The organism is Amorphoplanes friuliensis DSM 7358, assembly GCF_000494755.1.
Lineage (GTDB): Bacteria > Actinomycetota > Actinomycetes > Mycobacteriales > Micromonosporaceae > Actinoplanes > Actinoplanes friuliensis.
Map to the genome: position 1 here is coordinate 4,259,454 of NC_022657.1, position 12,520 is coordinate 4,271,973.

A 12,520-nucleotide genomic window follows, 5' to 3' on the forward strand; every position below is an offset into this window, starting at 1 on the left:
AAGTGGCAAGCGATTGCCGGATGTTGCGGTTAGCCTGAGCCCGATGGCCGAGAATCGGGCGCCCACGATCTACGACGTCGCCCGCGCCGCCGGGGTGGCGCCGTCCACCGTGTCCCGCGCCTTCTCCCGGCCGGGCCGGGTCAGCGCCGGGACTGCCGAGCGTATCCGGGAAGTCGCCCGCGAACTCGGCTATCGCACCAATCCCTTCGCCCGGGCGCTGCCCACCGGCCGTACCGCCATGATCGCTCTGGTCGTGTCGGACGTGACCAACCCGTTCTGCAGCGAACTCGTCCAGGGCGCGCAGGCCGCGGCGGGCGAAGGCGGCTACACGATGCTGCTGGCCGAGGCCCGCGAGAGCGAACCCCTCGAGCGGGCGCTGGCGAGTGCCGACGGCATCGTCCTGGCGACCTCGCGGATCAGCGACGAGACGGTCCTGACAGCCGCCGGGCAACGCCCCGTGGTCGTGCTGAACCGCGTCCTGCCCGGCGTGCCCAGCATCATCAGCGACAACGCCCGCGGCATGCGCCAGACGGTTGCGCACCTGGCTGCCCTCGGGCACGAACACGTGACGTACGTGGCGGGTCCGGAACGGTCCTGGGCCGACGGGATGCGGCGCCGGTCACTGCGCCAGGCCGGCACCGAACAGGGCATCCAGTCCCGGCGCGTCGGGCCGTACCCCGCAACGGTCGAAGGCGGTGCCCGGGCAGCCGTCGAGGTGGTCCGCCGGCCGACCACCGCGGTCATCGCGTACAACGACCTGATGGCGATCGGCCTGATCCGCGCGCTGGCGTCCCACGGCCTCCAGGTGCCCTGGGACGTGAGCGTGGTCGGCTTCGACAACATCTTCGCGGCGGAGCTGATCACGCCGCCGCTGACCACGGTGGCGGCGCCGCTGCACCTGCTGGGGGAGACCGCGGTGCGTCACCTGCTGGCGATCCTCGGTGGAGCCCGGGCGGAATCCGCGGAACCGGTGGTGCTGCCGGCGAGTCTGGTGGTGCGGGGCTCGACGGCTCGGCGGCGGCGGAACAGTACGGCGCTGACGTCGGAGTCGTTCCTGCTGTCCGCCGCCTCGCCCTACGCGGAGATCACCCAGTCCTAGCGTCGCCGCTCTTACGGCAAGCGATCCGGCCGCGCTGCCGGGCCGTCGGCTTTGCCTGTCACCATGCTGCGCCGCGCTGGGGCGGCGACGCCTAAAGTCTCTATCCCAGCAACCTAGGATGCTTTACGGGTTGTGCCCCGGGCCGCTCGACCAGCTCGAGGGAAAGGGAGTTCACGCGACCGCGACTGGGAGTAGCAGCCGTGTTTACCTCGGCCGCCGTGCTGCTGGGCCGTTGGGCCCGGTGCCGCCGCCCGGCATGGGCGGCGGCGCGGGGTGGGCGGCGGCGCGGGGCGGGTGGCGATGTGTGGTGGGTGGCGATGTGGTCAGCGGGTTCGGCGGCCGCGGGCGGCGACGCGGGCCAGGACGCCGCCCACCACCAGCAGCACCGACAGGAGCAGTAATCCGGTCAGGTCCTGCCCGGTTTTGGGGAGGGCGCCGCCGCCGTTCGTGCCCTGGTTGCTGTCGCTGGGGTCGGTGCCCGGCGCGGGGATCACGATGTCGTCGGGGTCGGGTGTCGTCCCGGCGGCGATGGTCAGGTCGGCGGTGGCGGTGTTGTTGACCGTGTCGCCCTCGGGGCTGGTTGTGCTGATCATGACGGAGATCGGGTAGGTGCCGGCCTTCGCCGTCTGTGCCACCGCGAGGTAGAGCCAGAGCTCGCTCGCCGTGCCGATCGGGGCTTCGGGGCCGGTGCAGCGGGCCGCGTTGCTGTCGATGTCCGGCGCCGGGACGCAGGTGGCGTCGATCGTGCTTGCCGCGGCGGCCTGGGCGCCGGTGCCCGCCGCGGTGAACGCGGCCGAGGAGGCGTCGAGGAGGATCGCCGCGCGGGTCAGGGTCACGCCCGCGGGCGGGTCGATGACAAAGACGACGTCGGCGGCGCTCTGGGAGCCGTTGTTGCTGTAAGGGAGCCTCAGCAGGATCGGCTTGCCCCTGACGACCGTCGGCTTCGGGTTGGCGTACTCGATCTCGAGGTCGACGCTGGGGGCGACCACCGTGAGGTTCGGCAGGGCGACGTCCTCGTCGCTGCCGCAGGTGCCGTCGCCGTCGGTGTCGACGCAGCCGCCGCTGATGGTCGAGCCGACACTCGCGTCCTCGTCGACGACCAGCGGGATGCTCAGGTCGGCCGTCTCGCCGGGCGCCAGCGACAGTGTGCACTTCACGGTCCGGTCGGTGGTGCCCTCGGTGCAGCCGCTGGGCAGCGTGCCGTGGGTCGTGCGGGCCGGGAGGACGATCGTCGCGGTGTACGGGTCAGCGTCACCCGGCCCCGCGTTGGCCACCGTGATCGGGAGGATCGTGGTCTGGCCCGGCGCGGGCCGGCGTACCGACGGGGTTCCGACGGAGACCGTGACGGCCGCGCCGGTGGCCGTGGTGCCGGCGAGCTTGCCCCCGGCGGTGATCCTGTCGGTCACGTCTGCGGTGTTCACCAGGGTGATGCCGGTCGCCTGCCAGGTGGTGCCTGCGGCCACCGTCGGTGCGACCCCGAGTGCGATCGACAGGACGAGGGGTTCACCGGCGGAGAGGGACACGTCCGAGCACACGATCGACGCTGGTGTCACGGTGCAGGCGGCGTCGCCCAGGGTCGCCCCGGTGACGTCGAAGCCGGTCGGCAGCTGGCCCAGCGGGACGGTCAGGGTCAGGGCCTCGTTGTCGGCCGTGGACGTGACGGTGACGGTGGCCGTGCCGTTGTCGCCCGCGGCGATGGTCGCCGGGCCGAGAAGCAGCTGGGTCGTCTCGATCAGCGGGCGTCCGACGGAGAACTCCGGCCCTTCCACGTCGACGGAGTCGGTGCAGCGGGTGTCGGCGTTGACCGAGACGCAGCCGCCGGAGACGGTGTCGCCGGTGGTGGCGGTGGACGACACGATCAGGGGAACGGTCCAGACCAGGGTGGCCGCGGTCGCCGCCTGGCTGAAGGTGCAGGTCAGCAGGGTGCTGCTGGTCCGGCTGCAGTTCGCGGCGGCCTGGCCGGACAGGGTGCCGAAGGTCGTGTTGCCGGGTGCCACGACGGTCGCGGTGACCGAGGTCGCGTCCGACGGGCCCGGGTTGGTGATGGTGATGGTCATGGCCGTGGTGGCGCCGGGGGCGACGGTGCCGGTCGGCCCGGCGACGGCGAAGGCCACCGGGGCGATCGGGGTGCCGGTCACCGCGACCTGGCCGCCGCCGCTGATCGTCTGGGTGCCGTCGGCGAGGGTGATCCCGCCCGCGGTCCAGGTGACACCGGGCGCGAGGTTCGAGGCGGCGCGGACGGTGAGCGACACGGCGGTGTTCGCGCCGGTGGTGAGGTTGACGCCGGTGCAGACGATGCGGACGCTGTCGCGGGCGCAGGTGGAGCCGGCCGGGCCGCCGAACGTCTCGACGGTCAGGCCCGCGGGCAGTCCGGCCAGCGGCACGGTGACCGTGGTGCCGGTGAGCGCGCCATCGGCCGTGGCCCGGACCAGGGCCGTACCGGTCAGACCGGGGGTGACCGTGACCGGCGTCAGGCTCAGCTGGACCCGCCCGGCGAGGGGCGTGGCCAGCGTGAAGGACGGCACGGTGGTGTTGCAGGAGCCGTTGTTGTCGGTGTCGACGCAGCCGCCGCTGACCGGTGTCGCCGGGTCGGCGTTCGACAGAACGCTCACCGGCAGGTTGAAGGTCACCGAGTCGGCGGCGTCGACCTCCACGGCACAGCTGATCTCGGTGGACGAGGTGAGGTCGCAGTAGCCGACCGTCGGCGCCAGGAAGGTCGTGCGGGCCGGGGCCTGGAAGGCGACCCGGTACGGGCGGGCGTCCGACGGGCCCGCGTTGCTGACGGTCACGGCGAGATCGCCGGTGCCGCCGGGCAGGACGGTGCCGGCCGCGGGCGGGACCACGGCGACGGTCACCCCGGTCGCGGGTGCGCCGACGGTGGCGACGGCGACCGTCCGCGTGACGGTCGCGACGGCGATCCCCGGGCTCCACACGCCCCCACCGGTGGCGCTCGAAGCGGCGGACAGGGTGATCACGATGGCCGTGCTGCCGCCGCCGGTGAGGCTCACGCCGGTGCACGAGATCGTGGCGGCGGAGACGATGCACGGTGTGCCGCCGCGCTGGGCCGCGGTCGCGGTGAGCCCGGCCGGCAGGGAGGCGAGGGGGATCGTCACGTCGAGGCCGGTGCGGTTGTCGGCCGAGGCCACGGTGACGGTCGCGGTGCCGGTCTGCCCGGGTGTGATCGACGGGTTGTCAGCGCTGACGGTGAGGGCCTGGTCCAGGGTGCGCCGCAGGGTGAGGCCCGGCAGCGGGTCGTCGCCGGTGCAGGCGCCGTCACCCGCCTCGTCGAGACAGCCGCCGCTGACGACCACGGCCGGGTCGGCCAGGGACGAGACCAGCAGCGGGATGCTCCACACCAGGGGCGCGGCTCCCGCGTTCAGGCCGAAGGCGCAGTTGAGCCGGGTGTCGCCCGTGACCGGGGTGCAGTTGGCCTGGGCCTGGCCGGTCAGCGTGCCGAAGGTCGTGCCGGTCGGCGCGAGGATGCTCGTCGTCCGCCCGGTGGCGTCCGACGGGCCGGCGTTGGTGACCGTGACCGTCAGGGTGGCGGTCCCGCCCGGCTCGACCGTGCCCGGGGCCGAGACCGTCGTCGCGTACGTGACAGACGCGACGGGGCTGCCCGTGCTGATCAGCGTGCCGGTGGTCTGCGAGGACTCGCCGCCCGCGTTGGTCAGGGTGATCGGGCCGGCGGACCAGTCGACACCGCTGCCGAGGTTTGCAGCGGCCCGGACGGTGACGGCGATGACCCGACGCTGCCCGGTGCCGAGGTTCACGCCGGTGCAGACGATGTCCGGCGTCAGGGTGCAGGTGGTTCCGGACGGGCCGCTCGCACCGTCGACGGTGAAGCCGGTCGGCAGGGCGTTGCGGGGGATCGCCACGGTCAGGCCGGTGAAGGCCCGGTCGGCGTCGATCACCACGTAGCCGGTCGCGGCGGTGTCACCGGGTACGGCAGTGCCGGTCTCGACGGTGAGCCGCGCGTCGGCCGCCAGCGGTGTCGCGAGCTGGATGTCGGCGATGGGCTGGTCCGGCGCGCCGGTGCAGGCGCCGTCGAGGTTGATGTCGACGCAACCGCCGTCGAGGACCACGTCCGGGTCGGCGTTCGGCGGCACGACCACGGGCAGCGTGAACGTGCGGGTCTCGGCCGCGAGGGTGAACGTGCACTCGACCAGGGCGGGTGAGGTACGCGAACACGACGCGGAGGCCGGGGCGGGCAACGGTGTGGCGAAGGTGGCGCCGGTCGGAGCCCGGAAGGCGACGCGGGCGTTCGGGTACGACGACGGGCCGGCGTTGGTCACGGCCACGGACAGGTCGCCGGTGCCGCCCGGGAGCAGGGTGCCACTCGCCGGAACGCCGACGGTCACCGACAGCGGGTGGACGGGTACGCCGACCGTGGCGGTTTGCGGGCTGCCGGTGATGGTCTCGCCGCCTCCGGTCACGGTGACCGTCGGCGTCCACACGCCGCCCTGCGGTGCGTCGGCGGTGGCGCTCAGCGCCAGGACCACGCGGGCGTCGCCGCCGCCGGGGATGTCGACGCCGGTGCACTCGAGGACGCCGTTGCCGGCCGCGCAGGCATTGCCGGCGACCGTGGCGCCGGTTGCCGTGAGACCGGTGGGCAGGGTGCCGGTGTCGATGCTGATCGTCAGCCCCGTACGCGCCTGGCTCGCGGCGATCGTGAGTGTGGCCGTACCGGTGCTGCCCGGGGTGACCGGGGGATCGTCGGCCGAGAGGGTCAGCACGGTGCCGAGCGGGGCGCGGGCCGTGATGTCCGGGAGGACGGCGTCGTCGGTGCCGCCGCAGGCGTTGTCACCGTCGAGGTCGGCGCAGCCGCCGGTCAGCGCGACCTGCGGGTCCGCGTTCCCGGGCAGGATCACCGGCAGCGTCCAGACGAGGGACCGGTCCGTCACGGCGAGCGTGACGGTGCAGGTCAGGGCCGTGCTGGCCGGGTTCGGTGTGCAGGCCTGGGCGGCGGGTCCGTCGAGCGGCCCGAAGGTGGTGCCGACCGGCGCGCGGACGGTGACGGGCGCGTTGAGCGCGTCGGACGGGCCGCTGTTGTCGAGGGTCAGGGTCAGGTCGGCGGTGCCGCCGGGCAGGACCGTCCCGGCGGCGGGGCCCGTGCTGGTCGCCGTCAGCCGGTACGCGGCGGCCCCCGTCTGCAGGAGCAGGCCGTTGCCGCTCGCCGTGTCGCCCCCGGCGTTGGTGACGGTGATGCTCGTGGCGTTCCAGGTCAGGTTCGCGGGCGCGGACGGGGTGACCGACAGCGGCACGGTGATCGTGGCGGCGTTGCCGGCCGCGATGTCCACACCGGTGCAGCGGATCTCCGTGGCGTCGGCGGTGCAGGTGCCGGCCGGGCTGATGCTCGGGCTGCCGAGGAAGACGTCCGCGGGCTTGCCGGCGAGCGGGACGACAACGGTCAGGCCGGTCTGCGCGCGGTCGGTGGTGACGACGACGCGGCCGATGTCGTTCTCGCCGGCGGCGGGCTCGGCCGGGGTGGTGCTGACGGTGATCTGCTCCGCGAACGGTGTCGCGACCGTGACCGGCGGCAGCGGCTCGTCGGCGCCCGTGCAGGTGCCGTTGTTGTCCAGGTCGACGCAGCCGCCCGTGGGCGGGTTCGCCGCGGTGGCACCGGGATCGACGACCAGCGGCACGGGGAAGGTGATGACGGGTGCCGCCGCGGCCAGGTCGAAGGTGCAGCTGAGCCGGGTCCGGCCGGCGTTCGCCGTGCACGCGTCCGAGGTCGGCGCGGTCAGCGTGCCGAAGGTCGCTCCGGCCGGCGCATTGACGCCGATGACGGCCTGGGTGACGTCGGACGGGCCGAGGTTGTCGACGGCCACGCTCAGGTTGCCGGTGCCACCGGGCAGGATCGGCTGCGCCGGCGGGGTGACAGTCGCGTCGAGCAGGTGCACCGGCGTACCCGTCACGGCGAGCGCGCGGTTGGCGGCGACCTGGCCGGCCGCGGCGGCCGCGGTGATGCCGTTGGCGGTCCAGGTGACACCCGCGGCAGCCGACGGCAGGGCCAGGACGCGCAGGGTGATCGTCGTGGTGGTCTGGTCGGCGGCGTCGATGCCGGTGCACCGGATCTCCCCGTTGCCGACGGTGCAGCCCGGGTCGGTGGTCGTGACGGTCAGCTCCGGCGGTACGTCCGCGAGCGGCACGGTCAGAGTCACGTTCGTCAGGTTGCCGTGGAGGGCGTGGACGCCGACGGTCGCGGTGTCCTCGGTGCCGGGGGTGACCGTAGCCGCAGCGGTGTCGATGCGCGCCAGCCGGTCGAACGGCACCCGCAGCACGATGGTGTCCACGTCGGTGTCGGCGTTGCCGCACCCGGCGACCCCGTCGATCTCGACGCAGCCGCCGGCGATCGGCGTGAACGGGTCGGCGGCCGGGTCGATCACCAGGGGGAGGTCCAGCTGCGGTGTGCTCGTCGTCGCCGCCAGGCTCACGGTGCAGGTCACCAGCGTCGGGTTCGAGACCGTGCACAGGGTGGCAGCGTCGCCGGTGAGCGTTCCGAACGTCGTGCTGGGCGCGGGAGCGCTGATCGTCACGGTCCGGCCGGTGACGTCCGACGGGCCGGCGTTGCTGACCACCACGGTCAGGGTGGTGGTGTCACCGGCGTTGACCGTGCCGTCAGCGGGTCCGGCCACGGTGGCCGAGACACCCGTGGCCGGGGTGCCGGCGATGGCCAGCGGACCGCCGCCGGTGGCGTGGTCGCTGCCCGCGGCGACGTCGATCCCCGCGACCGTCCAGGTCACCGGGGGGACGACCGACGAGGCGACCGTGACGCGGACCGCAAGATCCAGCGGGGTGTTCGCGGTCAGGTCGACGCCGGTGCAGGTGATCGCATTGGTGTCGGCGGTGCAGGCGCCGCCCACGGGAGCGGCGGTGAAACCGGCCGGCAGCGCGGCCTTCGGCACGGTGACCGTCAGGTTGCTCTCGGGGCGGCTCGACGTGAGGGTGACCCGGCCCAGCCCGAACTCGCCGGGCACGATCGTGGCCGCGGTCGTGCCGATGGTGAGCCGCTCGCTGAGCGCCTTGGCGAGCCAGATGTCGGTGATGGCCCGGTCCGGCGGCGTGGTGCACGTGGCGGTGTTGTTCAGGTCGATGCACCCGCCGCTGACGGCCACGGCCGAGTCCGCGCCGGGGTCGACGAGCACGTCGAAGCTGAGGACCAGGTCGGGTGCCGTCGCGGGAAGGGTCGTCGTGCAGATCGCCCGCTGGTTGCCGGGCTCGAGCGCGCAGACGGTGGCGGTCGCGCCGGTCAGCGCCTGGAAGGTCGTGCCGGTCGGTGCCAGCACCCCGAAGGTGGCGCCGAGGGCGTCCGACGGGCCCTGGTTGTCGACGGTCACGCCGATGGTGCCGACCTGGCCCGCCTGGACGGTTCCGGGGGCGGGCACGGTCACCGTGGGATCGAGGACGAACACCGGCGTACCCGTCGTGGCGAGCAGCGGGTCCTCGGCGAGCTGGCCGCCGCTGCCGTCGGCGACGGTCACACCGGTCGCCGTCCAGGTGAGACCGGCGATGCTCGCGGGGTCGGCGCGGACGGTCAGCTCGACGGTCGCGGTCGCGCCGTCCTGGATCTCCAGGCCCGTGCAGGTGACGTCGCCGTTGTTGACGACACAGGCGGCGGCCGTGGAGGTGGCCGCGGTGACGGTGAGCTCCGCGGGCAGGCTCCCGGTCGGCACGGTCAGTGTGAGACCGGACTGGTCACCGTGGACGGCGGTGACGGTCACCCGGGCGGTGGCCGTGGCGCCGGGGGTGACGGTCGCCGGAACCGCACCGATGGTGACCCGCTCGTCGAACGGCACCCGCAGCAGGATCGGGTCGAGGGCCACGTCGCCGGGGTCGCCGCAGGAGCCGTTGTTGTCCAGGTCGGCACAGCCACCGGTCAGCGGTGTCATCGAGTTCGTCCCGGGCGGCACGACCACCGGCAGGACCAGTGCGGGGCTGCTCGCCCCGTCGGCGAGGGGCAGGGTGCAGACCGCGCTGCCGCCGCCGTTGGCCAGGACGCAGATGCCGTCGGTGGGGGCTGTGGGCGTACCGAAGGTGGTGCCGGTGGGTGCGGTGACCGTGAAGGTCGCCGCGGGGTTGTCCGACGGTCCTTCGTTGGTGACGGTCACGGTGACGCTGGTGGTCTCGCCGGGCAGCACGGTGTTGTCCGGCGGACCGGACACGGTCGCGCTCAGCGTGGACGCCGGAGTGCCCGCGGTCGCCAGGGCACCGTCGATGGTGACGTCCTCACCGCCGTCGGAGACCATGATGCCGGTCGCCGTCCAGGTCGCGGGCGGGGTCACCGACGAGGCGGCGGCGATCGTCAGCGAGATGTCCCGGGTCTGCCCGGCGGTCAGGTCGACGCCGCTGCAGACGACGTCCGGCCCGCCGAGGGTGCAGGAACCACCGGTCACGGTCGCCGCGGTCACGGTGAAACCGGTCGGCAGGGCAGCCTTGGGGACGGTGACGACCAGGTCGTCCTCGGTCTGGGTCGAGGTCAGCCGCACCCGGCCGGTGCCGTCGTGGCCCGGCACGATCGTGGCGGAGGTCGTGGCGGCGGTGAGCCGGTCGGCGAGCGGCGTCCGCAGCTCGATCGACGCGAGCGCCACGTCCGCGGCGTCGTCGCAGTCCAGGTCGTTGTTCAGGCTGACGCAGCCGTCGGCCAGCGGCACGGCCGGGTCGGCCTGACCGGAGACGACGAGCGGCAGGGTGAGCACCACGTCCGGGCCCGCGACCGGGATGTCCTCGGTGCAGCGCAGGGTGGTGGGGGAGAGCTGGGCGCAGGCCCCGGCCGCGCCCGTCAGCGTGCCGAACGTGGTGCCGGTCGGTGCCTTGACCACGAACTCGGCGTTCCGGGCGTCTGAGGGCCCGAGGTCGCGGACGGTCACGGTCATGGTGGCCGTCTGCCCGGGCCGTACTGTCCGCGCGGCCGGGCCGCTCGAGGTGACACCGAGAGTCCAGCGCGGGTCGGCGGTGACGATGGTGCCGCTCGCCGTGCCGGTCGAGTCGCCGCTGGTCGCGCTGACCGGAGACCCACCCGGCGCGGTCCAGCTCGCCGTCACCCCGGCCGCCAGGGTCACCGGTACGGACACAGTGACCGACCCGTTCGCCGGCACCGTCACACCGGTGCACGTGATCGCACCCGACGTCGTGCACGTGCCACCACCGGTGGTGGTCACCGCGCCGACGGTGTAGCCCGCGGGCGGCGCCGGCAGCGTGATGGTGGTGCCCGTCGCCGGGATGATGCCGATGTTGCGCACGCCGACGGTGGCCGTGGCCTGTGAGCCACCGGGCACCGCCGTGGCGGGCGTGATGGTGACACCGGCGTCGAGGTTCACGTCCGGGTCGCTGACGGTCAGCAGCCGTCCCGAACCGGTGATCGGTGTGCCGTTGAGCGTGCCGGTGATGCCGGTCAGATCCCAGGTGGCGCCGGGCGGGGTGGTGATCGTGGCAGCGGCCCGGACGCTGATCGCGGTGCTGCCGCTGCCGGGTACGCGCACACCCGTACAGGTGATGGCGGAGGCGGAGACCGTGCAGGGGTTGCCGGCGACGGTGGCCGAGACGACGGAGACGCCGGCCGGTTTGTCGGCGCCGACGATCGGAACGGTGATCGTCGTGGTGGCGTCCGACGGCCCCTGGTTGCTGACGGTGAGCGTGGTCGTGGCGGCCTTGCCGGCGGCGAGGTTCATCGGGTTGACCGTGATCGAGCCGCCGGTGCTGACCGGGGCGAGCGCGGTGACCAGGGTCCCGCCGCCGTCGACGCTGATGGTCGTGCCGCTGACCCCGGCGATCGGCGTGCTGACCGCGGTGATCGAGTTCGCGGACGGCGCCCAGTTCTGGGCCGACGTGGCCGAGGCCGCGAGGGACACCGGCAGGGAGACGAGCACACTGCCCTGGCCGGGCACGGTGACGCCCGTGCAGGTGATGAACGTGCTGCTCGCCGTGCAGGTGCCGCCACCGGTCACGGTCGGCGTCCCGAGGGTGTACCCGGCCGGCGGCGCCGGGATCCGGATGGTCGTGTTCGGCGCGGCGATGTCACCGGTGTTGGTCACGGCGACCTTCGGCACGACAGCGGCGGCGCCCGGGACGACGGAGGTGGAGGTGAGGTTGACCGCGCCCAGCTTGACGATGCCCGAGCAGGTCGACTCGGCGACGACGATGCTGCCGCTCGCCACGACCCCGTCGAGCAGGTCGATGTCGAGCGCCCGCACGGTGTAGTCCAGCCGCCCGGTGCTGGTGTTGTACGCCGCCACCCGCTTGTCCACGGTCGCGGTCAGAATGCCGGGAGCACCGACACCCAGCCCGACCGCCGGGTTGACGGGCTGGCCGGCGACGTTGAGGTTGGCGATGTTCGTGGTGGTGGTGATGTTCGAGGCGGTCATCGTGCAGCTGGTGCTGACGGCGTCGACGCTGAGCGCGCCGAGCACACCCAGACCGGCCGTGCCCGCCTCGGCCTTGCCACCACCGGCGACCGGCGCCGCCGTGGCGTTCACCGCGCCGACGTTGAGGATCTGGGTGGTCGACAGGGGCACGTAGAGGGTGGTGCCGAGCGTCGAGGCGGTCGAGGTGTTGCCGCCGGTCGTCCAGCTGCGTTTGACCGCGGGCAGGGCGAGGGAGAGCGCGTCGGAGATGCCGAGCAGGCCGATGCCGACCCGCAGGCCCTGCGCCGTGGTGTTGATCGGTCCCGCCGCGGCGGCCCTCGCGGCCGTCGGCGGACCGGTCAAGGCCAGGACCAGCACCGCCGCCACCAGCACGGCTACCTGTTTTGTTGCTCTCTGCGCCCGCGTCGCCACGCTGCGAACCCTAAAACGTGAATAGCGAACAGTCCTCGTTTTTGGGATTTACAGGACAAGTGGCCGACGGGGGCCGAGCCTGGTGGTTGCTATCCGGTTCCGACCAGCTCGGTCGCCAGATCCACGGCGACCCGGGCGCGCGCGGGCGCGTCCGGCCGTCCGGCCACCGCGTAGAGGCTCTCGACCACGAGCCACAGGCGGTCGGCCAGCGTGTCGTCCCGGCTCAGATCCCGGATCTGCTGCTCGGTGCTCGCCAAATAGTCCCGGGCGATCCGGTCCGGCGCGTCGTCACCGGTGGGGAATTCCGTCAGGTAGTTGCGCATCGCGCACCCCCGGAAGCCCGGCTCCCGGACCCGGTCGGCGATCTCGCCGAGCACAGCGATCAGCGCTTCCTCCGGCCCTCGGGCTCCCTGCACGGCCCGGCCGGTCGAGCGCTCCCGCTCCCCACGGACCAGTGACAGGTACGCCGCCACAAGATCGGTCTTCGCCGGGAAATGGGTGTAGAGCAGGTTCTTGCCGCAGCCGGCCGCCTCGACGACCTGAGCCATGCCGACGGCGCGGATCCCCTGCGTGTAGAAGAGCGGTGCCGCCGCCGCCACGATCCGTTCCCGGGTGCCTGGTGCTGCCGTGCGTGCCATGTGGCAAATAT

General features: G+C 73.5%; 3 protein-coding genes. 1 reads left to right on the forward strand and 2 read right to left on the reverse strand.

The features are described from left to right. Window positions 1-43 precede the first annotated feature (43 nt). Window positions 44-1,099 (forward strand): LacI family DNA-binding transcriptional regulator, encoded by a 1,056-nt coding sequence (locus AFR_RS19680; RefSeq protein ID WP_023362545.1) that lies wholly within the window; start codon window positions 44-46, stop codon window positions 1,097-1,099. A gap of 323 nt (window positions 1,100-1,422) precedes the next feature. Here AFR_RS19680 and AFR_RS46805 read toward each other — a convergent pair whose 3' ends face one another. Together AFR_RS46805 and AFR_RS19690 are read right to left on the reverse strand one after the other, a co-directional pair. Next, a complete protein-coding gene (locus AFR_RS46805) occupies window positions 1,423-11,871 on the reverse strand; it encodes a hypothetical protein (RefSeq protein ID WP_158510556.1) in 10,449 nt (3,482 codons plus the stop codon). A gap of 89 nt (window positions 11,872-11,960) precedes the next feature. Continuing rightward, window positions 11,961-12,509, reverse strand: coding sequence for a TetR/AcrR family transcriptional regulator (locus AFR_RS19690; protein ID WP_052359419.1), 549 nt, complete (start codon window positions 12,507-12,509; stop codon window positions 11,961-11,963). Between the last annotated feature and the right edge of the window lie 11 nt (window positions 12,510-12,520).

What these genes read in the sequence shown, in the direction of transcription:
- AFR_RS19680 (WP_023362545.1), top strand. Translation starts at nt 44, where the DNA reads ATGGCCGAGAATCGGGCGCCCACGATCTACGACGTCGCCCGCGCCGCC.
- AFR_RS19690 (WP_052359419.1), bottom strand. Translation starts at nt 12,509, where the DNA reads ATGGCACGCACGGCAGCACCAGGCACCCGGGAACGGATCGTGGCGGCG.